Annotated in this window: 25 protein-coding genes; 4 read left to right on the forward strand and 21 right to left on the reverse strand. The window is 52.7% G+C overall.

The features are described from left to right. Window positions 1-151: 151 nt before the first annotated feature. Complete coding sequence (locus tag OGY17_RS06855; protein ID WP_125363204.1) at window positions 152-556, forward strand: MarR family winged helix-turn-helix transcriptional regulator; 405 nt, start codon at window positions 152-154, stop codon at window positions 554-556. A gap of 142 nt (window positions 557-698) precedes the next feature. On the opposite strand, the gene rpoS is transcribed toward OGY17_RS06855, so the two are convergent. From rpoS to cysD, 12 genes are all read right to left on the reverse strand, one after another. Then, window positions 699-1,691, reverse strand: coding sequence for an RNA polymerase sigma factor RpoS (rpoS, locus tag OGY17_RS06860; protein ID WP_000081498.1), 993 nt, complete (start codon window positions 1,689-1,691; stop codon window positions 699-701). Between the two features lie 62 nt (window positions 1,692-1,753). Next, the gene (gene nlpD / locus OGY17_RS06865; protein ID WP_223849051.1) at window positions 1,754-2,836 is read right to left on the reverse strand and encodes a murein hydrolase activator NlpD; all 1,083 of its coding nucleotides are present in this window, start codon (window positions 2,834-2,836) and stop codon (window positions 1,754-1,756) included. A 184-nt stretch (window positions 2,837-3,020) separates the two neighbouring features. Then, a complete protein-coding gene (locus tag OGY17_RS06870; RefSeq protein WP_003034172.1) occupies window positions 3,021-3,647 on the reverse strand; it encodes a protein-L-isoaspartate(D-aspartate) O-methyltransferase in 627 nt (208 codons plus the stop codon). Continuing rightward, window positions 3,641-4,402: a 5'/3'-nucleotidase SurE gene (surE, locus tag OGY17_RS06875; protein WP_032944818.1), complete on the reverse strand. Its 762-nt coding sequence runs from the start codon at window positions 4,400-4,402 to the stop codon at window positions 3,641-3,643. The genes OGY17_RS06870 and surE overlap by 7 nt, the downstream gene beginning before the upstream one ends. Continuing rightward, on the reverse strand, window positions 4,383-5,432 hold the full coding sequence (gene truD / locus OGY17_RS06880) for a tRNA pseudouridine(13) synthase TruD (RefSeq protein WP_267437815.1): 1,050 nt from the start codon (window positions 5,430-5,432) through the stop codon (window positions 4,383-4,385). Before truD ends, surE begins: the two co-directional genes overlap by 20 nt. Next, complete coding sequence (ispF, locus tag OGY17_RS06885; protein WP_003034167.1) at window positions 5,429-5,908, reverse strand: 2-C-methyl-D-erythritol 2,4-cyclodiphosphate synthase; 480 nt, start codon at window positions 5,906-5,908, stop codon at window positions 5,429-5,431. The genes truD and ispF overlap by 4 nt, the downstream gene beginning before the upstream one ends. A gap of 55 nt (window positions 5,909-5,963) precedes the next feature. After that, a complete protein-coding gene (gene ispD / locus OGY17_RS06890; RefSeq protein ID WP_003825722.1) occupies window positions 5,964-6,659 on the reverse strand; it encodes a 2-C-methyl-D-erythritol 4-phosphate cytidylyltransferase in 696 nt (231 codons plus the stop codon). An 18-nt stretch (window positions 6,660-6,677) separates the two neighbouring features. After that, on the reverse strand, window positions 6,678-6,989 hold the full coding sequence (ftsB, locus tag OGY17_RS06895; RefSeq protein ID WP_003034163.1) for a cell division protein FtsB: 312 nt from the start codon (window positions 6,987-6,989) through the stop codon (window positions 6,678-6,680). Window positions 6,990-7,203: 214 nt separating this feature from the next. After that, complete coding sequence (locus OGY17_RS06900) at window positions 7,204-7,527, reverse strand: DUF3561 family protein (protein ID WP_020996298.1); 324 nt, start codon at window positions 7,525-7,527, stop codon at window positions 7,204-7,206. Window positions 7,528-7,574: 47 nt separating this feature from the next. After that, window positions 7,575-8,180 carry an adenylyl-sulfate kinase gene (cysC, locus tag OGY17_RS06905; protein WP_003034157.1) on the reverse strand — a complete coding sequence of 202 codons (606 nt, stop codon included), beginning with the start codon at window positions 8,178-8,180 and terminating at the stop codon, window positions 7,575-7,577. Further along, window positions 8,180-9,607, reverse strand: a complete 1,428-nt coding sequence (gene cysN, locus OGY17_RS06910; RefSeq protein WP_008785677.1) for a sulfate adenylyltransferase subunit CysN — start codon at window positions 9,605-9,607, stop codon at window positions 8,180-8,182. The genes cysC and cysN overlap by 1 nt, the downstream gene beginning before the upstream one ends. Window positions 9,608-9,616: 9 nt before the next feature. Beyond that, the gene (cysD, locus tag OGY17_RS06915) at window positions 9,617-10,525 is read right to left on the reverse strand and encodes a sulfate adenylyltransferase subunit CysD (protein WP_003034152.1); all 909 of its coding nucleotides are present in this window, start codon (window positions 10,523-10,525) and stop codon (window positions 9,617-9,619) included. Window positions 10,526-10,779: 254 nt separating this feature from the next. Between cysD and OGY17_RS06920 the strand changes: the two genes are divergently transcribed. Beyond that, entirely contained in the window at window positions 10,780-11,823 is a 1,044-nt protein-coding gene (locus OGY17_RS06920) for an aminopeptidase (RefSeq protein WP_186413039.1), read from the forward strand. Between the two features lie 45 nt (window positions 11,824-11,868). On the opposite strand, the gene cysH is transcribed toward OGY17_RS06920, so the two are convergent. From cysH to cysJ, 3 genes are all read right to left on the reverse strand, one after another. Next, window positions 11,869-12,603, reverse strand: a complete 735-nt coding sequence (cysH, locus tag OGY17_RS06925; protein WP_044713393.1) for a phosphoadenosine phosphosulfate reductase — start codon at window positions 12,601-12,603, stop codon at window positions 11,869-11,871. 83 nt (window positions 12,604-12,686) lie between these two features. Beyond that, window positions 12,687-14,399 carry an assimilatory sulfite reductase (NADPH) hemoprotein subunit gene (gene cysI / locus OGY17_RS06930; protein WP_286606734.1) on the reverse strand — a complete coding sequence of 571 codons (1,713 nt, stop codon included), beginning with the start codon at window positions 14,397-14,399 and terminating at the stop codon, window positions 12,687-12,689. Further along, a complete protein-coding gene (gene cysJ, locus OGY17_RS06935) occupies window positions 14,399-16,198 on the reverse strand; it encodes an NADPH-dependent assimilatory sulfite reductase flavoprotein subunit (protein WP_286606736.1) in 1,800 nt (599 codons plus the stop codon). The genes cysI and cysJ overlap by 1 nt, the downstream gene beginning before the upstream one ends. Window positions 16,199-16,628: 430 nt before the next feature. Here cysJ and queD point away from each other — a divergent pair, with 430 nt between their 5' ends. Continuing rightward, the gene (queD, locus tag OGY17_RS06940; RefSeq protein WP_003825707.1) at window positions 16,629-16,991 is read left to right on the forward strand and encodes a 6-carboxytetrahydropterin synthase QueD; all 363 of its coding nucleotides are present in this window, start codon (window positions 16,629-16,631) and stop codon (window positions 16,989-16,991) included. A gap of 91 nt (window positions 16,992-17,082) precedes the next feature. On the opposite strand, the gene queE is transcribed toward queD, so the two are convergent. The 3 genes from queE to OGY17_RS06955 all read right to left on the reverse strand — a co-directional run bounded on the left by queE (window position 17,083) and on the right by OGY17_RS06955 (window position 20,071). After that, the gene (queE, locus tag OGY17_RS06945) at window positions 17,083-17,754 is read right to left on the reverse strand and encodes a 7-carboxy-7-deazaguanine synthase QueE (RefSeq protein ID WP_003034139.1); all 672 of its coding nucleotides are present in this window, start codon (window positions 17,752-17,754) and stop codon (window positions 17,083-17,085) included. Between the two features lie 71 nt (window positions 17,755-17,825). Continuing rightward, complete coding sequence (locus tag OGY17_RS06950) at window positions 17,826-18,515, reverse strand: N-acetylmannosamine-6-phosphate 2-epimerase (protein WP_008785681.1); 690 nt, start codon at window positions 18,513-18,515, stop codon at window positions 17,826-17,828. Then, on the reverse strand, window positions 18,515-20,071 hold the full coding sequence (locus OGY17_RS06955) for a maltose/glucose-specific PTS transporter subunit IIC (protein ID WP_286606738.1): 1,557 nt from the start codon (window positions 20,069-20,071) through the stop codon (window positions 18,515-18,517). The genes OGY17_RS06950 and OGY17_RS06955 overlap by 1 nt, the downstream gene beginning before the upstream one ends. Window positions 20,072-20,236: 165 nt before the next feature. Between OGY17_RS06955 and OGY17_RS06960 the strand changes: the two genes are divergently transcribed. Beyond that, window positions 20,237-21,061, forward strand: coding sequence for a MurR/RpiR family transcriptional regulator (locus OGY17_RS06960; RefSeq protein WP_008785682.1), 825 nt, complete (start codon window positions 20,237-20,239; stop codon window positions 21,059-21,061). A 55-nt stretch (window positions 21,062-21,116) separates the two neighbouring features. On the opposite strand, the gene eno is transcribed toward OGY17_RS06960, so the two are convergent. The 3 genes from eno to mazG form a co-directional block, all read right to left on the reverse strand. Next, a complete protein-coding gene (gene eno / locus OGY17_RS06965) occupies window positions 21,117-22,415 on the reverse strand; it encodes a phosphopyruvate hydratase (protein WP_003034129.1) in 1,299 nt (432 codons plus the stop codon). Window positions 22,416-22,502: 87 nt separating this feature from the next. After that, entirely contained in the window at window positions 22,503-24,140 is a 1,638-nt protein-coding gene (gene pyrG, locus OGY17_RS06970; RefSeq protein WP_008785683.1) for a glutamine hydrolyzing CTP synthase, read from the reverse strand. Between the two features lie 350 nt (window positions 24,141-24,490). Beyond that, entirely contained in the window at window positions 24,491-25,282 is a 792-nt protein-coding gene (gene mazG / locus OGY17_RS06975) for a nucleoside triphosphate pyrophosphohydrolase (protein ID WP_003825693.1), read from the reverse strand. Window positions 25,283-25,352 lie beyond the last annotated feature (70 nt).

Raw genomic sequence — 25,352 nt, forward strand, 5'->3', positions numbered from 1 at the left:
CGACTTTTGTTCGTGTACGAACGTTTTGATTAAAATACTCTCACATAACATTTCGGGCAAGGTCATCGAGCACAGATCGCTAAAGCCGCAATTGTTAAAAAAAGATGCGTAACCCGCTATGATAGAGACTGACAGGAATTCCGGAGCGCTCATGCCGTTACGAAATAAAGCATTTCACCTTTTACGTCAGCTCTTCCAGCAGCATACGTCCCGCTGGCAACATGAATTACCGGACCTGACCAAACCACAGTATGCGGTGATGCGCGCCATTGCTGAACGTCCCGGCATTGAGCAGGTCGCCCTGACCGAAGCCGCAGTCTGTACCAAGGCAACCCTTGCGGAAATGCTGAGCCGAATGGAAAAACGGGAGCTGGTCAGGCGTGAACATGACCCGGCAGATAAGCGTCGACGGTTTGTTTATTTGACCGCGCAAGGAGAAGCATTACTGGCCAGCGCAACTCCGTTAGGCGATAGCGTGGATGATGAGTTTTTGGGGCGATTATCTGATGAAGAACGTGAGCAGTTCACACGTCTGGTGCGTAAGATGATGAACTAATCTGCCGGATGGCGACATAAATGTCTTATCCGGCCTACAAAGTCCAGCTCCCCGTAGGCCTGATAAACGCAGTGCCATCAGGCAACAAACATAGAAAAAGGCCAGTCCCAATGAGACTGGCCTTTCTTGATAGAACTTGTGCTTACTCGCGGAATAGCGCTTCGATATTCAGTCCCTGAGTCTGCAGGATTTCACGCAGACGACGCAGACCTTCAACCTGAATCTGGCGAACACGTTCACGGGTGAGACCAATTTCACGGCCCACATCTTCCAGTGTCGCAGCTTCGTACCCCAGCAGACCAAAACGACGTGCCAGCACTTCACGCTGTTTGGCGTTCAGTTCGAACAGCCATTTGACGATGCTCTGTTTCATATCATCGTCTTGCGTGGTGTCTTCCGGGCCGTTTTCCTTTTCATCGGCCAGAATATCCAGCAACGCTTTTTCGGAATCGCCACCCAGCGGGGTGTCTACCGAGGTAATACGCTCGTTGAGTCGGAGCATACGGCTGACGTCATCAACCGGTTTATCCAGTTGTTCAGCAATCTCTTCTGCGCTCGGTTCGTGGTCCAGTTTATGCGACAACTCACGCGCGGTACGCAGATAGACGTTCAGCTCTTTTACAATGTGGATCGGCAGTCGGATCGTACGGGTTTGGTTCATAATCGCCCGTTCAATCGTCTGGCGGATCCACCAGGTTGCGTATGTTGAGAAGCGGAACCCGCGTTCCGGGTCAAACTTCTCGACGGCACGGATCAGTCCCAGATTGCCCTCTTCAATCAGGTCCAGCAATGCCAGACCACGATTGCCATAACGACGAGCAATTTTCACCACCAGACGCAGGTTACTTTCAATCATGCGACGGCGAGAAGCGACATCCCCACGCAGTGCGCGACGCGCAAAATAAACTTCTTCTTCGGCTGTTAACAGTGGTGAATAACCAATCTCACCAAGGTAAAGCTGAGTCGCGTCCAACACACGCTGTGTGGCCCCCTGCGATAACAGCTCTTCTTCAGCCAGGTCGTTATCACTGGGTTCCTCTTCACTCAAGGCTTTTTCATCAAAAGCCTCTACTCCGTTCTCATCAAATTCCGCATCTTCATTTAAATCATGAACTTTCAGCGTATTCTGACTCATAAAGGTGGCTCCTACCCGTGATCCCTAACGGAACTAGCACGTGAAAGCCTGGTTCCGCCGAATTATCGCTGCGGTAAATAGCGCAGCGGGTTTACGGATTTCCCCTTGTAACGAATTTCAAAATGCAAGCGTGTTGAACTGGTTCCGGTGCTACCCATGGTAGCTATTTTCTGCCCCGCCTTGATTTCTTGTTGTTCCCGGACCAGCATTGTATCGTTATGGGCGTAGGCACTCAGGTAATCATCGTTATGTTTGATGATAATAAGATTACCGTAACCGCGCAGTGCGTTACCGGCATATACGACGCGTCCATCTGCGGTCGCGACAATAGCCTGTCCTTTACTGCCTGCAATATCGATCCCTTTATTGCCACCTTCAGTAGCCGCGAAGTTTTCGATTACTTTGCCGTCAGTCGGCCAGCGCCAGGTAGAGATTGGCGAGCTGGTTGACGTTGAGCTTGCAGTTGATTCGGTTGCGCTAACTGCTGGAGCCGTTACAGGCGCTGTGACAACGGTCCCAGCAGGCTTGTTGTTCGGCAACATTTTATTAGCACTTTGTTCACCTGAATCCTCAGAATACGTAATTGTTGGTTTCGAAGCAACAGCAACGGTGGAATTTTGTGCAGGGTTGGTCACAACTCCTTGCTGTGCTGCATCCGCCTGGGTAATAGCATTACCACCAGTAATCGGTGTACCCGACGCGTTGCCCACTTGCAGAGTTTGACCGACATTCAGGCCATACGGGGCCGGAACGTTATTGCGTTGTGCGAGATCACGGAAATCGTTCCCGGTAATCCAGGCGATATAGAAAAGGGTATCGCCTTTCTTAACAGTATAGGTACTGCCGCCCGTATAGCTACCTTTCGGAATGTTCCCATACTTACGGTTGTACACAATACGACCGTTTTCCATCTGCACAGGCTGTTCCGCAACAGGCTGGATCTGTGTTGACTGTGTGGTCGGACGCTGCACCGGCTGGATCTGTGGCGTTTGCTGTACTGTCGACGTCGAGCCCATTTTTGGTGGAGGCGTAATCAGCATGCCGGAATTGGTGTTCGTTGATGCACCGCCATCAACGGAACTGACCGGTGCAGGTGGATTCGAGGTATTTGAACAACCTGCCAGCCATAATGAAACCAGTGACAATGCCGCAATGCGGCGAACGGTAAATTTGTGGCTTCCCGCGCTCATTTATCCCCCAGGAAAATTTGGTTAAAACCAGTGACGTAATCACCGTGCAAGGCATCGGACTGGGCACTGGAAACGTGACCACGATACGCTTACTAATTCCAGAATATCCAGGAAAACTCCAGGTATTCAGAGCCAGTATCTACGCAAGCTCCCCTTTTACTAAGGGAACGAAACGTACGGCCTCCACGGTATCGATAATAAATTCGCCTCCCCGACGACGCACCCGTTTCAGAAACTGGTGCTCGTCGCCCACGGGTAAGACGAGAATACCGCCTTCATCCAACTGCATCATTAGCGCAGTTGGAATCTCAGGCGGCGCTGCCGTAACAATGATAGCGTCAAACGGGGCTCGCGCTTGCCAGCCCTGCCATCCATCACCATGACGGGTAGAAACATTATGTAAATCAAGCTGTTTAAGTCGACGACGCGCCTGCCACTGCAAACCTTTAATGCGCTCAACAGAGCACACATGATGCACCAGGTGCGCCAGAATCGCCGTTTGGTAGCCAGAGCCGGTACCAATTTCCAGCACCCGGGACTGAGGCGTTAACTCAAGCAGCTCGGTCATCCGCGCAACCATATAGGGCTGCGAAATCGTCTGCCCCTGACCAATCGGCAGGGCAATATTATCCCAGGCCTTATGTTCAAACGCCTCATCAATGAATTTTTCACGCGGCACGGCGGCAAGTGCATCGAGAACAAGCTCATCTCTGATGCCCTGCGCACGTAATTGTTCAAGAAGAGTGTGTACGCGTCTGCTTACCATTGCGTGTCGGCTCCCACGCTGTCTAACCAGTCAGAAACAACTTCATGCGCGCCGTAGGCGGTTAAATCGACATGCAGCGGCGTAATGGAAACATAGCCTTCATCGACGGCGGCAAAATCTGTATCCGGTCCGGCGTCGCACTTTTCGCCCGGCGGCCCGATCCAGTACAGCGTATTACCGCGCGGGTCCTGCTGTGGGATCACCTGATCCGCAGGATGGCGGCTACCGCAGCGGGTGACGCGGATACCTTTAATCTGATCCAGCGGTAAATCCGGCACGTTGATATTCAAAATGCGCCCGGTGCGCAGCGGTTCGCGGCTCAGCGCCCGTAAGATACGGCAGGTTACTGCGGCAGCAGTATCGTAGTGTTTATGCCCATCAAGTGAGACCGCCAGCGCAGGAAAGCCCAGGTGACGACCTTCCATCGCCGCCGCAACGGTACCGGAATAGATAACATCATCGCCCAGATTAGGACCTGCGTTAATACCAGACACGACAATGTCCGGACGCGGACGCATTAATGCGTTCACGCCCAGATAGACGCAATCGGTAGGTGTACCCATTTGTACGGCGATATCACCGTTTTCATAGGTGAACGTGCGAAGTGAGGATTCCAGCGTCAGCGAGTTAGACGCGCCACTGCGGTTACGATCCGGGGCAACCACCTGTACGTCAGCAAACTCACGCAGCGCTTTCGCCAGCGTTTGTATACCGGGTGCGTGGACCCCATCATCGTTACTCAGCAATATACGCATAATCACCCATTGTGTTAATAAGTTCCCTTACAACACTGGTGGCGAAGCTACCTGCCGGTAGCCAGAAACGTAACTCAACGGTTACGTCATCCCACCAGTTCCAGCTTAATTGTTGTGGATACAGCAACATAGCACGACGCGATGCGTCGACTTTCTCGCGCAACAACAGCGACTGCAGCGCGGTTTCATCAGCAATAGCGGCTTCTTCAAACGCCAGCGCGTCGCGCTGAGTTCCCCACTCACCGCTGCCCGGTAATGCCGCTGTAATCATCAATTCTTTATCATCGACGCGACGCTGTAATTCGGTCTGTTCTTCCTGCGTGGCGACAAACCAACTTCCGCGTCCCGACAATTGTAGCGCATCGCCGTCAACAACTTGATTAAAGTCTGTTTTTTTCAAGCGCTCACTGACTATCTGATTAAACAATGCACTACGGGCCGCCGACAACCAAAAACTGCGCTTATTGCGATCGCGCACCGGCGTATCGCTTTGCGCCCAACGCAGCGCCCCTTGCAGGTTGCTGCCGCCAATACCAAAACGCTGAGCACCAAAATAGTTCGGTACGCCGCGCTCGCTAATCGCCTGCAAACGCGCTTCAACGTCATTTCGCTGGCTCACTTCACGCAGCACCAGCGTAAATTCGTTACCTTTCAGCGCCCCTAAACGCAGCTTACGCTTGTGGCGCGCGTACTCCAGCACTTTACAGCCTTCGAGTTCAAATTTGCTTAAATCAGGCATTGCATTGCCCGGCACGCGCGCGCACAGCCACTGTTCCGTGACTGCATGCTTGTCTTTCTGGCCAGCAAAGCTCACTTCACGGGCGTGAATTTTCAGGAACTTCGCCAGCGCGTCAGCCACAAAACGGGTATTACAGCCGTTTTTCAGGATACGCACCAAAATGTGCTCACCTTCGCCATCCGGTTCGAAGCCTAAATCTTCGACGACGACAAAGTCTTCCGGATTCGCTTTCAGAACGCCATGGCCTTGTGGTTTGCCGTGGAGATACGTCAGATCTTCAAACGCAGTCATTTCGTTGCCTTAATGAGTAACGCCACCGCTTCACAGGCAATCCCTTCCCCACGCCCGGTAAAACCGAGTTTTTCCGTGGTGGTCGCTTTCACGTTAACATCATCCATATGGCAGCCGAGATCTTCGGCAATAAACACGCGCATTTGCGGAATGTGCGGCAGCATCTTCGGCGCCTGAGCAATAATCGTCACATCCACATTACCAAGCGTATAGCCTTTGGCCTGAATACGCCGCCAGGCTTCTCGCAATAATTCACGACTATCTGCACCTTTAAAGGCCGGGTCGGTGTCCGGGAAGAGTTTACCGATATCCCCCAGCGCAGCCGCGCCCAGCAGTGCATCGGTTAACGCGTGTAACGCCACGTCGCCATCAGAATGCGCCAGCAATCCTTTTTCATACGGGATGCGCACACCACCAATGATAATTGGGCCAACTCCGCCAAAAGCGTGTACGTCGAAACCGTGTCCAATTCGCATTATGCCTTCTCCTGATATACACAACATCCTCCAGGCAGCCTGAAGAATGATGTATCTAGATAGTTCGGGTCAGATAAAATTCCGCCAGCGCCAGGTCTTCCGGGCGGGTGACTTTAATGTTGTCAGCGCGTCCTTCGACCAGCAGCGGATGAAAACCGCAATATTCAAGCGCCGAGGCTTCGTCCGTAATGGTTGCGCCTTCGTTTAGCGCACGGGTCAGACAGTCATGCAACAGCTCGCGAGGGAAAAACTGCGGCGTCAACGCATGCCATAAATCGGTGCGATCGACCGTATGGGCGATGTCTGTTCGGCCCGGCTCCGCGCGTTTCATCGTGTCGCGCACCGGCGCAGCAAGGATCCCACCGATGCGGCTGGTTTCACTTATTGCCAGCAAACGAGATAAATCTTCCTGATGCAGGCACGGACGCGCGGCATCATGTACCAGTACCCAACTGGCCTCACCTGCGGCTTGCAAACCAGCAAGGACAGAATCGGCACGCTCGTTGCCACCATCCACCACGGTAATTTGCGGGTGCGCTGCGAGTGGAAGTTGGGCAAAGCGACTGTCGCCTGGGCTAATAGCGATGACGACTCGCGTCACCCGGGGATGAGCCAGCAGCGCATCAACCGAGTGTTCGAGAATGGTTTTATTGCCAATAGAGAGGTACTGCTTAGGACACTCTGTTTGCATTCGGCGGCCAAACCCGGCAGCCGGCACCACGGCGCAAACGTCCATTAAAGTGGCTGCCATGTTAAATCCCTGGACGGTTTATCGATTGTTTTGCCCTGCAGTCTGAGCGCGTTTAGACGCGTCAGGCACCAGACGATAAAAGGTTTCGCCTGGCTTAGTCATACTGAGTTCGTTACGCGCGCGCTCTTCGATAGCCTCTTGCCCACCATTGAGATCGTCAATTTCGGCAAAAAGCTGATCGTTACGCGCTTTCAGTTTCGCGTTTGTAGCTTGCTGCGCCGCAACATCATCGTTGACGCGACTATAGTCATGTATGCCGTTCTTACCGAACCACAGCGAATACTGTAGCCAGACTAATAAAGCCAGCAACAGCAACGTAAGTTTACCCATCCTGCCCCCTGAAAAACGGCATCAACATCCCATAAACTCCGCTGACAACTTTACATCAACGGACGGGAATGCCGCGACAACGCGGGCAAATGTACCACATTTGCCCGTTGTTACGTATACCCCATGTAAGGAGAACATAATCTCATTGTTGGTTACGGTTTGAATTATGGCCAGACAGTGAACAACAGCGGCGATCGCGTGAAAGGACGTATGCCTAACCCAGTAGCCACAGGAACAGTGCGCCAAACATTGCGCCAACCACAAGCAGGGTACAGGCAATACTCAGCAGCAATCTCCCCTTCAATAGCGAATGCAGAGCAATACCCGCGACAATCGCCACGGGCAACAACGCGAGGAAAAAGGGCCAGGTATAGAGGAAGAAAAACAGTGTGTTAGGGCCATACATCAGACACGGGAATCCCAGCGCCAGCAACCATGCGACAAAACCGACCACGGCTCCTGGGAGTGACCAGGTAGTTTCGTCGTCGGCGGCGAAGGTATCTGACTCTGTAATAGTAATGTTATGGCTGTTACGCATATCTAATCCTGTGACCGTGACTGACCGGGCGTGCAAGCTCGGGTGTCTCAGGATCTGATAATATCTTCCTGCCTCAGCAGGTCTAATAATTGAGGAACCAAATTTGTTACCAATTGTTCACCATCAAGATGAATCTCTGGCGATTCAGGCGCTTCGTAAACCGAGTCAATTCCGGTGAAATTGCGCAACTCTCCCGCACGCGCTTTTTTATACAGCCCTTTTGGATCGCGAGCTTCGCACGTTGCTAATGGCGTATCGACAAAAACCTCAATAAAACGCCCTTCACCCACGCGCTCGCGAACCATTTTTCGCTCGGCGCGATGTGGAGAGATAAACGCAGTCAACACCACCAGGCCGGCGTCTACCATTAGGTTAGCCACTTCACCAACCCGACGAATATTCTCCTTACGATCGGCATCGCTAAACCCAAGATCGCTGCACAGACCGTGACGCACGTTATCGCCATCCAGCAGATAGGTGCTCACCCCTAGCTTATGCAGCGCCTCTTCCAGCGCCCCTGCTACCGTGGATTTACCGGAACCTGACAGCCCGGTAAACCACAGCACAACACCACGATGACCGTGGCGTTGTTCCCGCTGTTGCGGTGTAACAGGATGGGCATGCCAGACGACGTTTTCGTCATGCAGCGCCATTATTTTCCTCCCAGCAGATCGCGCGCACCCCAGTGTGGGAAGTGGCGACGCACCAGTGCATTAAGCTCCAGCTCAAACGCGCTGAACTGAGAAGCTGTGGCAAGCTCCTGGACGATTGGCTCACGCACCAGTCCCGCGCCAACGGTAACGTTAGTCAGGCGGTCAATGATAATCAGCCCGCCCGTAACCGGATTCTGCTGATAGGTATCCAGCACCAGCGGCTCATCAAAAGTCAGATTAACCAGACCGATGCCGTTCAGCGGCAGCGCTTCAACGTCACGTTGGGTCAGGTTGTTTATATCGACCTGATACTGCACGCTATCAACGCGTGCGCGGGTCTTCTTGCCTGCGACTTTTATGTCGTAGCTCTGCCCGGGCGACAACGGTTGTTCCGCCATCCACACCACATCAACTGCAGCGCTTTGTACTGTCGGCAGCGTTTCACCGGCATCAAGCAGCAGGTCGCCCCGGCTGATATCGATCTCATCTTTCAGCACCAGGGTGATCGCTTCACCCGCATGCGCTTCCTGTAAATCGCCATCAAAGGTTACGATTCGCGCCACGCTCGACTCCACGCCGGACGGCAACACTTTGACGCGCTGTCCAACCTTCACGCTACCGGAGGCCAGCGTTCCGGCATAACCACGGAAATCCAGATTCGGTCGGTTCACATACTGCACCGGGAAGCGCATCGGCTGAGTATCAACAATGCGCTGGATCTCAACGGTTTCCAGCACTTCCAGCAGCGTCGGACCGCTGTACCACGGCATACTGGCGCTTTGCGAAGCCACGTTGTCACCTTCCAGCGCAGAGAGCGGCACAAACCGGATATCCAGGTTGCCCGGCAGTTGTTCAGCAAAAGTAAGATAGTCTTCGCGAATGCGGTTAAATGTCTCTTCGCTAAAGTCCACCAGATCCATTTTGTTGATCGCCACTACCAGGTGTTTGATCCCAAGCAGCGTGGAGATAAAGCTATGACGACGAGTCTGATCCAGCACGCCTTTACGCGCATCGATCAATAGGATCGCCAGGTCGCAGGTCGACGCACCGGTCGCCATGTTACGGGTGTACTGCTCATGCCCGGGAGTGTCCGCAATAATAAATTTACGCTTCTCGGTAGAGAAATAACGATACGCCACGTCGATGGTGATGCCCTGCTCGCGCTCGGCCTGCAAGCCGTCAACCAATAACGCCAGATCAAGCTTTTCGCCCTGAGTGCCGTGACGTTTACTGTCATTGTGCAGCGATGAAAGCTGGTCTTCATAAATCTGACGCGTGTCGTGCAGCAGGCGGCCAATCAGGGTACTTTTCCCATCATCCACGCTACCGCAGGTTAAAAAGCGCAGCAGACTTTTGTGTTGCTGGGCAACCATCCAGGCTTCAACGCCGCCTTCATTAGCAATTTGTTGTGCAAGTGTCGTATTCATGGCGGCTCCTTAGAAATACCCCTGACGTTTCTTCAGCTCCATGGAGCCCGCCTGGTCGCGGTCAATCACGCGGCCCTGACGTTCACTGGTGGTTGAAACCAGCATCTCTTCGATAATTTCCGGCAGCGTCTGCGCATTCGACTCCACCGCGCCTGTCAGCGGCCAGCAACCGAGCGTACGGAAACGCACCATGCGTTTTTTAATCACTTCACCGGGTTGCAGATCGATTCTGTCGTCATCAATCATCATCAGCATGCCGTCGCGTTCCAGCACCGGACGCTCCGCCGCCAGATACAGCGGCACGATGTCGATATTTTCCAGCCAGATGTACTGCCAGATATCCTGTTCAGTCCAGTTAGAGAGCGGGAAGACGCGAATACTTTCGCCTTTGTTAATCTGCCCGTTGTAGTTGTGCCACAGCTCCGGGCGCTGATTTTTAGGATCCCAGCGATGAAAACGATCGCGGAAAGAGTAAATACGCTCTTTGGCACGCGATTTCTCTTCGTCACGACGAGCACCGCCAAACGCGGCATCGAAACCGTATTTATTCAGTGCCTGCTTCAGCCCTTCAGTTTTCATAATGTCGGTATGCTTGGCGCTACCGTGGACAAACGGGTTGATGCCCATCGCCACCCCTTCCGGGTTTTTATGCACCAGCAGTTCGCAGCCGTAGGCTTTCGCCGTGCGGTCACGAAACTCGTACATTTCGCTGAATTTCCAGCCGGTATCAACGTGCAGCAATGGGAACGGCAGCGTGCCCGGATAAAACGCTTTACGCGCCAGATGCAGCATTACGCTGGAATCTTTGCCGATGGAATACATCATCACCGGATTAGAAAACTCGGCGGCCACCTCACGAATGATATGGATGCTTTCCGCTTCCAGTTGCCGCAGGTGGGTAAGTCGTTTTTGATCCATAACCGTTCCTATGTAATGCCGTTATTTTGCTAACGATGCTCAGATAACCTGACTATAGGGAGGGCAAGGGGGCGAATGAAATTACGAATTGGAATGAGTAGTTCCTCAAAGGAATAACGATCCGGAAAAGCAAATATCAAAAAGTGCTTAAGCTACCGGAATTCGGGCATTTAAGAGCAAATGAAATTGTTTTACCTCGATCACGGTTTCATACTAGCGGCTGAAAATTTCTGCTTGGTATTTAAGGACTCACTATGTTTTCCGCATTGCGCCACCTGACTACCGCCATGGCGCTCGGCGCGTGCTTCATCCTTCCCGCACAGGCAACATCTTCGAAGCCCGGAGATATCGCAAATACCCAGGCTCGATATATCGCAACGTTTTTCCCAGGCCGCGTGACGGGATCTCCGGCAGAAATGTTGTCTGCTGATTATATACGTCAACAATTTCAGCAGATGGGTTATAGCAGCGATATTCGGACGTTTAATAGCCGTTATGTTTATACCGCCAAAGATAACCGTAAAAACTGGCATAACGTAACGGGAAGCACCGTTATTGCTGCACATGAAGGCAAAGCGCCGCAGCAGATTATTATTATGGCGCACCTCGACACCTACGCCGCACAAAGCGACGCCGACTCCGATGCCAATCTGGGTGGATTAACCCTGCAAGGTATCGATGACAACGCCGCAGGTGTTGGCGTAATGCTGGAACTGGCGGAAAAACTCAAAAACGTGCCGACGCAGTACGGTATTCGCTTTATCGCCACCAGCGGCGAGGAAGAGGGCAAACTGGGCGCGGAGAATATCCTGAAGCGAATGAGCGCCGCCGAGAAGAAAAACACGCTGCTGGTTATCAACCTCGATAACCTGATCGTCGGCGATAAGCTCTATTTCAATAGCGGTAAGAAAACCCCGGAAGCGGTGCGAAAACTGACGCGCGACCGGGCACTGGCTATCGCGCACAGCCGCGGTATCGTTGCCAGCACCAATCCAGGTCTGAACAAAGACTATCCGAAAGGCACTGGATGTTGTAACGATGCAGAGGTCTTCGACAACGCAGGGATTGCCGTTCTCTCAGTTGAAGCGACTAACTGGAACCTGGGAAAGAAAGATGGCTATCAACAGCGCGCCAAAAGCGCCTCATTCCCGGCTGGCAACAGCTGGCACGATGTGCGACTGGATAACCAACAGCATATCGATAAAGCGTTACCGGGCCGGATAGAGCACCGTAGCCGCGACGTGGTACGCATTATGCTGCCGCTGGTAAAAGAACTGGCAAAAGCGGGTAAATCCTGAAGAAGTGGTCCGGTAGGATGTAAATCTTACCGGACCCCTTTCCTGTTACCCTTCGTGCAGTCCGCACTCACGCTTCAATCCGAAGAAGCGCGTCTCTTCTTCCGCCATACCCGGCTCCCATTTGCGGGTGGTGTGGGTATCGCCTACCGACAGATAGCCCTGATCCCACAACGGATGGTATTTCAAACCGTGTTTTTGCAGATACTGGTAAACCGTACGGTTATCCCAGTCTATGATCGGCAGAACTTTAAACACGCCGCGCTGGATAGCCAGCACCGGCAAATGCGCACGACTGCCCGATTGCTCTCGACGCAGACCGGCAAACCAGGTTTGCGCGTTCAGCTCCTGCAGCGCCCGGTTCATCGGCTCGACTTTGTTGATGTCATTGTATTTTTCAATGCCTTCAACGCCCTGCTCCCACAGTTTGCCGTAGCGCGCTTCTTGCCAGGCCGCACTTTCCTTTGCCCGGTAGACTTGCAGATTAAGCTTAAGCTTGTCCGTTAACTCATCAATAAACTGATAGGTTTCCGGGAACAGGTAGCCAGTATCGGTGAGGATCACCGGGATATCCGGGCGAACCTGATTTACCAGATGAAGGCTCACTGCCGCCTGGATACCAAAACTTGATGACAGTACATATTCACCAGGCAGGTTTTCCAGCGCCCACGCTACGCGATCCTCGGCGCTCAATTTTTCCAGTTGGTCGTTGGTTTGTGCCAACGCCATAACGCGTTCAACTTTCGGCAGTTCGTTCAACGCGTTGAGATCGAGTTTGGACATAAGTTCCTCACTGTTTGCCTTGCCTGATGGCGCTGCGCTTATCAGGCCTACCGATTCAGCAGACCCGATAAGTCAATTTCACATTATTCCCAGAAATCCCGGGCGGGATCGAGCACCGGGCGAATAATGCCCGCACGCACCGTAAAGTCACCGAAGCCTTCACCCACTTCGCGCTCTTTCGCCCAGCGCCCAATCAGTTCATCCAGCGATGCCAGAATTTCCGGCTCGGTGATGTTCTCTTTAAACATCCGGGGAATGCGAGTTCCGATACGGTTGCCCCCTAAATGGAGGTTGTAACGCCCGGGTGCTTTACCCACCAGACCAACTTCCGCCAGCATCGCACGACCACAACCGTTCGGGCAGCCGGTCACACGCATGACAATGTTTTCATCACTCAGGCTGTGCTTCGCCATCAGCGTGTCGATGTTGTCGATAAACGTTGGCAGGAAGCGCTCGGCTTCCGCCATCGCCAGCGGACAGGTCGGGAACGAGACGCAGGCCATCGAGTTTTCACGCTGCGGAGTGACCGCGTTCATTAAGCCACTCTTCTGCGCAATCTTCTCGATCTTCGCCTTTTCACTCTCAGGAACACCGGCAATGATCAGGTTCTGGTTCGCGGTAATGCGGAACTCACCTTTGTGGATCTTCGCGATCTCAAGCAGACCGGTTTTCAGCGGTCGGCCCGGATAATCGAGGATACGGCCGTTTTCAATAAACAACGTCAGATGCCATTTATTGTCGATCCCTTTCACCCAGCCGATACGATCGCCGCGACCGGTAAACTCGTACGGACGGATCGGCTCAAACTTGATCCCCGCCCGGCGCTCAACCTCTTCCTTGAAGGTGTCGACGCCGACGCGCTCAAGGGTGTATTTGGTTTTGGCATTTTTACGGTCGGTACGGTTACCCCAGTCGCGCTGAGTCGTCACCACCGCTTCCGCGACCGCCAGCGTATGCTCAAGCGGCAGATAACCAAACTCGCTTGCTGTGCGGGCGTAGGTTTTCTTGTTGCCGTGCTCAATCGACAAACCACCGCCCACCAGCAGGTTAAAGCCCACCAGCTTGCCGTTTTCCGCAATCGCCACGAAGTTCATGTCGTTGGCGTGCAGATCGATGTCGTTCTGCGGTGGGATCACGACCGTGGTTTTAAACTTACGCGGCAGATAGGTTTGACCGAGGATCGGCTCTTCGTCGGTAGTCGCGACTTTTTCCTGATCCAGCCAGATCTCTGCATAGGCGCGGGTGCGCGGCAGCAGATGTTCGGAGATCTTTTTCGCCCACTCGTAGGCTTCCGCGTGCAGCTCAGATTCATACGGGTTGGAGGTGCACAGCACGTTACGGTTCATGTCGTTGGCTGTCGCCAGCGCGTCCAGGCCGACGGAGTGCAGCATCTGGTGTACCGGCTTAACGTTCTTCTTCAGAATGCCGTGAAACTGGAAGGTCTGACGGTTGGTCAGACGAATGCTGCCGTATATGGTGTTGTCATGGGCGAACTTGTCGATCGCCTGCCACTGTTTGGTGGTGATCACCCCACCCGGCAGACGACAGCGCAGCAGCATCGCGTGACGCGGCTCCAGCTTTTGCTCGGCACGTTCGGCACGGATATCGCGGTCGTCCTGCTGGTACATACCGTGAAAACGGATCAGCAGGAAGTTGTCGCCTTTAAACCCGCCGGTCAGGCCGTCGTTTAAATCTTCGGCAATGGTACCGCGCAGATAGTTGCTTTCCAGCTTCATACGCTCAGCATCGGACAGTTTGCCTTCGACCACCAATGGTCCTGGATGTTTTTCGCTCATTAGTAGACATCTCGCTGATAACGGCGCTCAATGCGCAGCTCACTTAAAAATTCATCCGCCGCTTCGATATCCATACCACCGAATTCGGCAATCACTTCCAACAACGCCTGCTCAACGTCTTTCGCCATGCGATTGGCGTCGCCACAGACATAAATGTGCGCACCGTCGTTAATCCAGCGCCACAGTTCCGCGCCCTGTTGGCGCAGTTTATCTTGTACGTAGACTTTTTCTTTTTGATCGCGGGACCAGGCGAGATCGATACGGCTCAGTACGCCCTCTTTGACGTAACGCTGCCATTCCACCTGATACAGGAAATCTTCTGTAAAGTGTGGGTTACCAAAAAACAGCCAGTTTTTGCCTTCGGCTCCGTCAGCCGCACGTTGCTGCATGAATGCACGGAACGGCGCAATCCCCGTACCCGGTCCAATCATAATTACCGGCGTCTGCGGGTTCGCCGGCAGACGGAAGTTGTCGTTGTGTTCAATGAACACGCGAACTTCACCTTCTTCTTCCACGCGGTCGGCGAGGAAACTGGAAGCACCACCAGCACGGGCGCGACCTTCTATCTCATAACGCACCACGCCCACGGTGACGTGCACTTCGCTTTCCACTTCCGCCTGAGAAGAAGCAATGGAGTACAAACGCGGCGTCAGCGGACGCAGAAGATCAACTAACGCCTGAGCATCCAGTTGCGCCGGAGAGAAGCGCATCATATCGACGATGGGCGTGGTTGCGGCGTAATGCTGCAACTGTACTTTGTCACCCACTAACGGCAGCAAAGTTTCGCTGCGGGTTAAGGTGGCATAGTTTTCTACGATATTGCCGGTGTTAACCGTCAGCTCGAAATGCCACTGCAACGCTTCAGCGAGCGACAGGGTTTTGCCTTCAACCGTGACCGGCTCATCACCTTTCAGCCACAGCAGTTCAACCAGTTCTTTAACCAGAGCCGGGTCATTCTGATACCAGACGCCCAGCGCATCGCCCGGCTGATAACGCAGGCCAGAATCGCCTAAATCAATTTCAATATGGCGCACGTCTTTTTCAGAGTCGCGGCCGGTAATTTTCTGATTCACCGCAAGGGACGCCGTCAGTGGCGCTTCTTTGGTGTATGGGCTGGTGTGTACTTCATTTACTGCACCGCTCGCGGCAACTTGCACAGACGGTGCCGCAGGCGCACGGGCTTTCAGGACATCAACCAGACGAGCACGCCACTGCGCGGCGTCGGCCTGGTATTCGACGTCGGCGTCGACGCGGTCGAGCAGACGTTCACCGCCCAGCTCAGCCAGTTTCGCATCGAAGTCTTTTCCTGCCTGGCAGAAAAACTCATAAGAGGTATCGCCAAGACCGAACACGGCAAAAGCGGTGTTATCAAGTTTCGGCGCTTTTTTCGAGAACAAGAATTTATGCAACGCCACGGCTTCTTCCGCCGGTTCACCTTCCCCTTGCGTCGACGCCACCACGATCAGCAGTTTTTCATTGGCGATTTGTTTGAATTTATAGTCGCCAGCGTTGATGAGAGTGACGTTGAGCTTCGCGGCGATCAGATCATCGCGCAGGGCTTCCGCCACACGTCGCGCATTACCGGTTTGCGAGGCGGAGATAAGCGTAATGCCAGGCATTTCAGCGACAGGCGCAGGCGCCACCGCGTTGCTGCCAGGCTGCTGATTCAGCACGCCCCAAAAATAGCCAGAAACCCACGCAAGCTGTGCGGGAGTGAAATCGGTCGTGGCCGCCTGAAGGCGTGCCAGTTGCTCCGGGTTTAGCGGTAGCAAAGCGGAAGGTGGGGCCTGTGTCGTCATGCGTTGTCATGTTCCAGTAAGCAAAGCGGATTTCAGCAATAAAACCCAAACTGAAGATAAGGTTAACGGCGGGGATAGTAACAATTAAAGAAGGGATGGAAATAACAAATAACCAAATGGACTAACCTGTTTTAGTTATAGTTATTAACTGCAAAACAGATTATATAAGCATTTGATATATAAATAATTAACTAATATTGATCGTATGAATATGTAGCTTTGGTACTGAGCATCCTTTTATACACTAAATAATTTAAGATGCATCGAGGCGGCAACTGAGCAAGTCCCCAGGAGCTTACATGAGTAAGTGACTGGGGCGAGCAAAGGCAGCCAACAAAGAAGCAGCTTAAAGAATGACGTGTATAAATAATGATAAAATTTGCTCTTTACGGTACCCTACCGCGGTTTTTCGCATTCTTGAGAGTAAAAAATGTCCACCACCTTGTTTAAAGATTTCACCTTCGAAGCCGCTCACCACCTGCCGCATGTACCGGAAGGGCATAAGTGTGGCCGCCTGCATGGTCACTCATTTATGGTGCGTCTTGAAATTACCGGTGAAGTCGATCCGCATACCGGTTGGATCATGGATTTTGCTGAGTTAAAAGCCGCGTTTAAGCCGACTTACGACAGACTCGATCACTACTATTTGAACGATATTCCTGGCTTAGAAAATCCAACCAGCGAAGTGCTGGCCAAATGGATTTGGGATCAGGTTAAACCTGTGGTCCCTCTGCTGAGTGCTGTAATGGTGAAAGAAACCTGCACAGCGGGCTGCGTTTATCGCGGCGAGTGATTGTAGGCTTGCCGGATGGCAACGCATCTTCTCCGGCCTGCATTGAGCAATAAACTATGGCCGGGTAAGCGAAACGCCCCCGGCACAGTTATCAGGCAATATTCAGATACTTATGGGTCTGCATCGACAGACGCCAGTTACGCGCAATACAGGTATCAATGCACAAACGCGTCGCATCTTCTTTCTGGCTGATTGGCTGTAAGGCGATGATTCGCGGTTTGTCGTCACTCAACGTCGCCAGCAGTTCATCCAGCGCTTCAATATCGCGGACACGGCCAACCGGATGCTTGATTTCATTCGCGCGCTCCAGCGCCTGTGACAGCACATCATAGCCACCGCGCATATTCACCTTCGGCGATACGGTCACCCAGGTATTCGGCGTACAGCGTACTTCGTGCGTGCCGCTGGTCTCAATCTGGCAGCTAAAGCCGTTCTTTTCCAGCAGGTCAGTCAGCGGCATCAGGTCATGAATGCAGGGCTCGCCACCGGTGATCACCACGTGACGGGCGGTATAGCCCTGACGCGAAATGACCGCCAGCAGATCTTCGCTGCTCGCAGCACCCCATTTATCGCTTTCTTTGGTCTTGGCCAGGATGCTGTACAGGGAGACTTCCCGATCCTCAAGCTTATCCCAGGTGTGTTTGGTATCGCACCAGGCACAGCCAACCGGGCATCCCTGTAAACGAATAAAAATGGCGGGGACGCCGGTAAAGTAACCCTCACCTTGCAGGGTCTGGAACATCTCGTTAATCGGGTACTGCATAGCGCTCTCAATATGGGGATAAACGATAATTATCGCAGATCCCCGCCAAAGTATCATGCCCCATCGATGCTTTACGAGGCGATCGCTGCGACAAAGCGTGCCGTTATCTGCTGCGGGCGCGTGATAGCCCCACCAACCACCACGGTATGGGCGCCTAATGCCAGGCATCGTGCAGCACGTTCAGGAGTATCAACGTTCCCTTCCGCCACAACCGGTACACTGACCGCAGCCAACACATCACGTAAAAAACCGCAGTCGTTTTCCGCCAGCACATGCCCGGCAGTGTCAGCGGTATAGCCGTAGAGCGTAGTGCCCACACAGTCAAAACCCAGGCGCTCAGCGGTCACCGCTTCGTCTACGGTGGCAATATCCGCCATCAGCAGTACGGACGGATAGCGAGCGCGGATCTGCGTAACCAGTTCTTCCAGCGTTTGCCCACCGGGGCGCGGGCGCGCTGTCGCATCCAGAGCAATAATTTCCGGCTCAACGGTCATCAGTTCATCGACTTCCTGTAAAGTGGCCGTGATAAACACATCGCTACCCGGATAATCACGCTTGATAATCCCAATCACCGGCAGGGAAACGCTCTCTTTGATCGCGCGAATGTCCACCACGCTGTTTGCACGAATACCTACCGCACCGCCCTGCGCTGCCGCCAGCGCCATACGTGACATAATAAACGGGCTGTGCAGGGGCTCATTTTCCAGCGCCTGGCAGGAGACGATTAATTGACCTTTCAGGGAATCCAGTACAGTTTTCATTACGATAAGATCTCTTCGACTTCGTTTTTAATGATGGTGACATGCGGGCCATAAATCACCTGAACCCCGTTGCCGCGAATAATTACGCCACGGGCCCCGGTCGCTTTCAGCGCCGCTTCATCGACCTTGCTGCTCTCTTTCACCGTCACGCGCAGGCGTGTGGCACAACAATCCACCTCTTCCAGATTCTCTTTGCCTCCCAGCCCGACGATCACTGCCGCTGCTCGCTCACTCTGCGGCAGGCCGGATTCAGTCGGCGCTGCGTTTTCACGACCAGGTGTCAACCAGTTAAAGCGGTTAATCAAATAGCGGAAGGTGAAGTAGTAAAGGAAGAACCACGGGATCCCCACCATGGGGACGTACATCCAGTTGGTTTTAGCTTCCCCCTGTAGCACGCCGAAAAGGAGGAAATCGATAAGCCCACCCGAAAAGGTTTGCCCGATGGTGATATGTAAAATATGCGCCATCATAAACGCCAGACCATCGAAGAAGGCGTGAATGACGTATAACACGGGTGCGACAAACAGGAAGGAGAACTCGATAGGCTCAGTGATACCTGTCAGGAAAGAGGTCAGGGCTGCTGATAACAGCAGACCAGCGACAAGTTTTCTGTTCTCAGGCTTGGCGGTGTGGTACATCGCCAGACATGCGCCAAGCAGGCCAAACATCATGGTGATGAAGCGCCCGGACATAAAGCGCGAGGTGCCCGCATAGAACTGCTGCGTATTCGGATCGGCAAGTTGCGCGAAGAAAATACGCTGCGTACCTTCAACTAACTGGCCGTTGACGATTTCACTACCGCCAAGCGCTGTCGTCCAGAACGGCAAATAAAAGATATGGTGTAAACCCAGTGGGCCAAGCATACGCAGGATGAAGCCGTACAACAGCGTCCCCAGATAGCCTGTCGCATCCACCAGACCACCCAGTCCAAAAATGAGTTTCTGGAAATGCGGCCAAACCACCGTCATGACCGCACCCACGACAATCGCGGCAAGGGAGCTAATAATCGGTACAAAGCGCGAACCGCTGAAGAAACCAAGGAACTGAGGTAATGAGACTTTATTGAAACGGCTATGCAGCGCGCAGGTGACAAGCCCAATCACTACCCCACCGAACACACCCGTTTCCAGCGTCTGAATACCCAGCGTCATCCCCTGGCCTACGGCACCGGGATTCTCGTGTGCCAGCGTTCCGTTGAGCGTCAATAAAGCGTTGATGGTGGCGTTCATCACCAGAAATGCCAGCAATGCCGCAAGCCCGGCGGTGCCTTTATCCGTTTTCGCCAGTCCTACTGCGACACCCACCGCAAAGAGCACCGACAGGTTGGCAAACACAATAGAACCTGCGCTGGTCATGATCGTGAAGATTGCCTGTAACCAGTCAACGTCCAAAAACGGATAAGCAGTCAATGTGTTTGGATTCGACAGCGCGCCGCCAATCCCTAACAACAGCCCCGCAGCGGGCAGTACCGCAATCGGCAGCATGAACGATTTGCCGAACCGCTGTGCCTTTTCGAACCATGCGCCCGATGAAGCGCCGCTAAACATTTGCATCATTTTTTCATCTCCCCGATTAATGATGAAAATTTTTACCACATTTAATATTTAAAATGAAAATTATCATCAAAATCCAGGAAGCCGATCATACTTTTTTAAAATGACTGGCATCTCTCCCCTGCTTTCCGCCACACTATCAACAGAGAAACGCATTAAGGATTTTGCATGTCAGAAAATGAAAACCTGCTGCTGAGATTGCGCCAGGGCGTTGACGGATATAGCCGAACACAGCAGAAGCTGGGAGAGTTTGTGCTCAGCGATCCGGCAAAAGTTGTCTACCTGACGATTACCGAACTGGCGCGTGAAAGCGACACCAGCGAGGCGAGCGTCACACGTCTGTGCCGCGCACTAGGGTGTAAGGGTTATAACGAATTCAAAATGGCGCTGGCACTCGATCTCCAGCAAGGACAGCCGGTAGAGCACAGCGGAGATGAGATTGACAATGTGGTCAATGAATCCGTACAAGCGCTGCAGGACACAGCAAAATTACTCGACAGGACATTACTGGAATCCGCCGCTTTGGCGCTGCATCAGGCCCAGTCGGTACAGATTTATGGCGTAGCGGCCAGCGCTATTCTGGGTGAGTATTTACATTACAAACTCCTGCGCCTCGGCAAACCTGCACAATTGTTCAGTGACATGCATCGTGCAGCCATGAACGCCGCAACGCTTAACAAAGACACGCTGGTGGTAGCGATTTCCAGTTCAGGTTCGACGCGCGATCTACTGCATGTCGTTAAACTGGCGCGTAAGCAAGGTGTGCGCGTACTGGCGTTAAGTAATACGCCGCGCAGCCCGTTGGCTTCGCTGAGTGATATTCAACTGGTCGCAGCCAAACCAGAAGGTCCGTTGAGTGCTGGCGCGCTAAACGCCAAGGTGGGAGTGATGCTGTTGGTAGAACTACTGACTACGTCGCTGATTGTTCTGGATGAAAAGTACAGTAATGTGAGCCAGCAAACCGCCAGCGCGACCCTTCCTCTACTGCTTTAAGAGCATAAAAAAACCCGCCGCAGCGGGTTTTTACGTTAAGAGTTAAAGAACAGGATTACGCCTGACCTTTGATCTCTTTACGACCGTTGTACGGTGCTTGTTCACCCAGAGCTTCTTCGATACGAATCAGCTGGTTGTACTTAGCAACGCGGTCAGAACGGCTCATAGAACCAGTTTTGATCTGGCCTGCAGCGGTACCAACAGCCAGGTCAGCGATGGTCGCGTCTTCAGTTTCGCCAGAACGGTGAGAGATGACAGCGGTGTAGCCAGCGTCTTTCGCCATTTTGATCGCAGCCAGAGTTTCGGTCAGAGAACCGATCTGGTTGAATTTGATCAGGATGGAGTTAACGATGCCTTTTTCGATGCCTTCTTTCAGGATCTTGGTGTTAGTTACGAACAGATCGTCACCAACCAGCTGGATTTTGTCGCCCAGTACTTTAGTCTGGTATGCGAAACCGTCCCAGTCAGACTCGTCCAGACCATCTTCGATGGACACGATCGGGTACTGTTTGGTCAGTTCTTCCAGGAAGTGAGTGAATTCTTCGGAGGTGAATGCTTTGTTGCCTTCGCCAGCCAGAACGTATTTACCGTCTTTGTAGAATTCAGAAGCTGCACAGTCCATCGCCAGGGTGATGTCTTTGCCCAGCTCGTAGCCAGCTGCTTTAACCGCTTCAGCGATTACAGCCAGAGCTTCAGCGTTGGAACCCAGGTTCGGCGCGTAGCCACCTTCGTCACCAACTGCAGTGTTCATACCTTTAGCTTTCAGAACTTTAGCCAGGTTGTGGAACACTTCAGAACCCATACGAACGGCTTCTTTCAGAGTCTTAGCGCCAACCGGCTGAATCATGAATTCCTGGATGTCGACGTTGTTGTCAGCGTGCTCACCACCGTTGATGATGTTCATCATCGGAACCGGCATGGAGTATTTACCCGGAGTACCGTTCAGTTCAGCGATGTGTGCATACAGCGGCAGGCCTTTTGCAGCTGCTGCTGCTTTGGCGTTCGCCAGGGACACAGCCAGGATGGCGTTTGCACCGAAGTTGGATTTGTTTTCAGTACCGTCCAGATCGATCATGATCTTGTCGATGCCAGCCTGATCTTTAGCATCTTTACCCAGCAGAGCCTGAGCAATTGGGCCGTTAACAGCTGCAACAGCTTTCAGTACGCCTTTACCCATGAAACGGGATTTATCGCCATCGCGCAGTTCCAGTGCTTCGCGGGAACCAGTAGAAGCACCTGACGGAGCTGCTGCCATACCAACGAAACCACCTTCCAGGTGTACTTCGGCTTCAACAGTCGGGTTACCACGGGAGTCGATGATTTCACGACCGATGATTTTAACGATTTTGGACATTAGATTTTCCTCAGTACAAGTTAAACTAAAACTCCAGACAAACAATGCACCCTAATGGGTGCATTGCCGTTCTAACTTATTTACTTCTTACTTCGCCTGACGCTTCTGATGTTCACTGGCGGCTTTCACAAAGCCGGCAAACAGCGGGTGCCCATCACGTGGCGTGGAAGTAAATTCCGGGTGGAACTGACAGGCCACGAACCACGGATGATTCGGTACCTCAATGATCTCGACCAACTGATCATCACCGGAACGGCCTGCAATACGCAGACCCGCAGCTTCAATCTGTTTCAACAGCATATTGTTGACTTCGTAACGGTGGCGATGGCGTTCAACAATTGTCGGCGCGCCGTACAGTTGACGAACTAGGCTATCGTCGCTCAACTGACACTGCTGCGCGCCAAGGCGCATTGTGCCACCCAGATCGCTCTTCTCGGTACGGATTTCGACGTTGCCGTCTTCATCGCGCCATTCGGTAATCAGGGCCACCACCGGGTACTTACAGTCTGGCACAAATTCCGTGGAGTTGGCGTTATCCATACCCACTACGTTACGTGCAAACTCAATCAACGCAACCTGCATACCCAGGCAAATGCCCAGATAAGGAATATTGTTCTCACGCGCAAAGCGCGCCGTCGCGATTTTACCTTCAACACCACGGTAGCCGAAGCCGCCAGGGATCAGGATTGCATCAAGACCTTTCAGGATCTCAACGCCACGCGTTTCGACATCTTGCGAATCGATCAGCTTGATGTTGACGGTGACACGATTCTTCAGACCACCGTGCTTCAGCGCTTCGATAACTGACTTATAGGCATCCGGCAGTTCAATGTACTTGCCGACCATACCGATAGTCACTTCGCCTGCCGGATTCGCTTCTTCGTAGATAACCTGTTCCCATTCTGACAGATTAGCTTCCGGACAGTTCAAGCTGAATCGTTTACAAATATAATCGTCAAGGCCCTGAGATTTCAACAGGCCCGGGATTTTATAGATGGAATCGACATCTTTCAGAGAAATCACCGCTTTTTCCGGAACGTTACAGAACAATGCAATTTTTGCACGTTCATTAGCCGGAACTGCGCGATCGGAGCGGCAAATCAGGATATCTGGCTGAATACCGATAGAAAGCAGCTCTTTTACAGAGTGCTGAGTCGGTTTAGTTTTGACTTCACCAGCTGCCGCCATGTACGGAACCAGCGTCAGATGCATAAACAGCGTGTGCTCACGGCCAATTTCTACGGCCATCTGGCGAATCGCTTCAAGGAACGGCAGAGATTCGATATCCCCAACGGTTCCGCCGATTTCGACCAGAACAACATCATGACCTTCACCGCCTTCCAGAACGCGCTCTTTAATGGCATTCGTGATGTGCGGGATAACCTGAACTGTTGCGCCCAGGTAGTCGCCCCGGCGCTCTTTACGCAGAACGTCGGAGTAGATACGACCCGTAGTGAAGTTGTTGCGGCGGCTCATTTTGGTACGAATGAAACGCTCATAGTGACCCAGGTCCAGGTCGGTTTCAGCGCCGTCTTCGGTAACGAACACTTCCCCGTGTTGGATTGGGCTCATAGTACCTGGATCGACGTTGATGTACGGATCCAGTTTCATCATGGTTACATTGAGGCCACGGGCTTCAAGAATGGCTGCCAGGGAGGCTGCGGCAATGCCTTTTCCCAGAGAGGATACGACCCCGCCGGTCACAAAAATATAGTTCGTTGTCATGCTGGACCTGAGAAGTTAGGGTGAAACGATGGAATTACCAAGACGGGAAAGTAGTATACCCGAACATGACGAGCGCCACAAACTTTCATTATCCCCTCTCCTTCGTTCTTCAAGCCGCACCGGTGTTGGCTTCCTTCACTCACCCCAGTCACATAGCATTTCTATGTTCCTGGGGATTCTTTCAGTCGCCGCCTTGTTGCGACTCGAATAACTCGAAGAGGCAGTATACAAGGTGTTTCATCAACATAACGGGAAGAGAAAATAGCCTCTTTTGGGTAAATGTTTTTGACGTAAATCAAGCGCTTGTTATTTAAAAAATCACACAAATCGCCCTTGACCGACGAAATCCCTTAGAGATCAATTTCCTGCCGTTTTACCTGTTGCCAGACTTCTTCCATAGTTTCCAGATCAACACCAGTCATTTCCAGACCGCGCGAAGCCACAATTCGCTCAACTTCACGAAAACGCCGCTCAAACTTCTCGTTCGCTTTCTGCAATGCGGTCTCTGCTTTAGTGCCTAAATGCCGGGCCATATTAACCGTAGCAAACAGCAGATCGCCCATTTCCTCCTCCAGTTTAGCCTGGTCGACAACAGCCTGCTTAGCCTCAAACATGACTTCGTCGATCTCTTCGTAAACCTTGTCGACAACCGGTCCTAATGTTTTCCAGTCGAAACCAACATTTGAGCAGCGTTTCTGGATTTTTTGGGCGCGCATTAATGCCGGTAAACTGCGGGGAATATCGTCGAGTGCGGAATGCTGTGCCTTCTGGGCACGTTCTTCACTTTTGATTTTTTCCCAACGGGTCAAAACCTCAGTACTGTTACTGGCAGAAACATCAGCAAAAACATGTGGATGACGGCGTTCAAGCTTATCGCTAATCGCAGCACAAATATCATCAAAGTTGAAGCGTCCTTCTTCCTGCGCCATCTGGGCGTAAAACACCACCTGGAACAGCAGGTCGCCCAGCTCTCCGCGCAGGTCGTCAAAGTCTTCACGCGCAATCGCGTCCAGCACTTCATAGGTTTCTTCGAGGGTGTAAGGGGCAATAGTGGAGAATGTCTGCTCTTTGTCCCACGGACAGCCGTTCTCCGGGTCGCGCAGGCGCTGCATAATACCGAGCAGTCGGTCGATTTGATTCATTGGAATGTCCTGAAATTTCAATACAGTAGACCGAATAAGGCGACAACCGACATCCGGCAACATAGCAATG

The organism is Citrobacter sp. Cpo126 (genome assembly GCF_030332445.1).
In the GTDB taxonomy this organism is placed as follows: domain Bacteria; phylum Pseudomonadota; class Gammaproteobacteria; order Enterobacterales; family Enterobacteriaceae; genus Citrobacter; species Citrobacter portucalensis.

Bases quoted from the DNA above. Each gene is read 5' to 3' on its own strand.
- OGY17_RS06900 (WP_020996298.1), bottom strand. From the start codon at position 7,527: ATGCGTAACAGCCATAACATTACTATTACAGAGTCAGATACCTTCGCC.
- ftsB (WP_003034163.1), bottom strand. From the start codon at position 6,989: ATGGGTAAACTTACGTTGCTGTTGCTGGCTTTATTAGTCTGGCTACAG.
- cysN (WP_008785677.1), bottom strand. From the start codon at position 9,607: ATGAATACGACACTTGCACAACAAATTGCTAATGAAGGCGGCGTTGAA.
- ispD (WP_003825722.1), bottom strand. From the start codon at position 6,659: ATGGCAGCCACTTTAATGGACGTTTGCGCCGTGGTGCCGGCTGCCGGG.
- cysI (WP_286606734.1), bottom strand. From the start codon at position 14,399: ATGAGCGAAAAACATCCAGGACCATTGGTGGTCGAAGGCAAACTGTCC.
- queD (WP_003825707.1), top strand. From the start codon at position 16,629: ATGTCCACCACCTTGTTTAAAGATTTCACCTTCGAAGCCGCTCACCAC.
- ispF (WP_003034167.1), bottom strand. From the start codon at position 5,908: ATGCGAATTGGACACGGTTTCGACGTACACGCTTTTGGCGGAGTTGGC.
- eno (WP_003034129.1), bottom strand. From the start codon at position 22,415: ATGTCCAAAATCGTTAAAATCATCGGTCGTGAAATCATCGACTCCCGT.
- OGY17_RS06855 (WP_125363204.1), top strand. From the start codon at position 152: ATGCCGTTACGAAATAAAGCATTTCACCTTTTACGTCAGCTCTTCCAG.
- queE (WP_003034139.1), bottom strand. From the start codon at position 17,754: ATGCAGTACCCGATTAACGAGATGTTCCAGACCCTGCAAGGTGAGGGT.
- mazG (WP_003825693.1), bottom strand. From the start codon at position 25,282: ATGAATCAAATCGACCGACTGCTCGGTATTATGCAGCGCCTGCGCGAC.
- OGY17_RS06950 (WP_008785681.1), bottom strand. From the start codon at position 18,515: ATGAAAACTGTACTGGATTCCCTGAAAGGTCAATTAATCGTCTCCTGC.
- cysJ (WP_286606736.1), bottom strand. From the start codon at position 16,198: ATGACGACACAGGCCCCACCTTCCGCTTTGCTACCGCTAAACCCGGAG.
- pyrG (WP_008785683.1), bottom strand. From the start codon at position 24,140: ATGACAACGAACTATATTTTTGTGACCGGCGGGGTCGTATCCTCTCTG.
- OGY17_RS06960 (WP_008785682.1), top strand. From the start codon at position 20,237: ATGTCAGAAAATGAAAACCTGCTGCTGAGATTGCGCCAGGGCGTTGAC.
- OGY17_RS06955 (WP_286606738.1), bottom strand. From the start codon at position 20,071: ATGATGCAAATGTTTAGCGGCGCTTCATCGGGCGCATGGTTCGAAAAG.
- rpoS (WP_000081498.1), bottom strand. From the start codon at position 1,691: ATGAGTCAGAATACGCTGAAAGTTCATGATTTAAATGAAGATGCGGAA.
- truD (WP_267437815.1), bottom strand. From the start codon at position 5,432: ATGACTGCGTTTGAAGATCTGACGTATCTCCACGGCAAACCACAAGGC.
- OGY17_RS06920 (WP_186413039.1), top strand. From the start codon at position 10,780: ATGTTTTCCGCATTGCGCCACCTGACTACCGCCATGGCGCTCGGCGCG.
- OGY17_RS06870 (WP_003034172.1), bottom strand. From the start codon at position 3,647: ATGGTAAGCAGACGCGTACACACTCTTCTTGAACAATTACGTGCGCAG.
- cysC (WP_003034157.1), bottom strand. From the start codon at position 8,180: ATGGCGCTGCATGACGAAAACGTCGTCTGGCATGCCCATCCTGTTACA.
- cysD (WP_003034152.1), bottom strand. From the start codon at position 10,525: ATGGATCAAAAACGACTTACCCACCTGCGGCAACTGGAAGCGGAAAGC.
- surE (WP_032944818.1), bottom strand. From the start codon at position 4,402: ATGCGTATATTGCTGAGTAACGATGATGGGGTCCACGCACCCGGTATA.
- cysH (WP_044713393.1), bottom strand. From the start codon at position 12,603: ATGTCCAAACTCGATCTCAACGCGTTGAACGAACTGCCGAAAGTTGAA.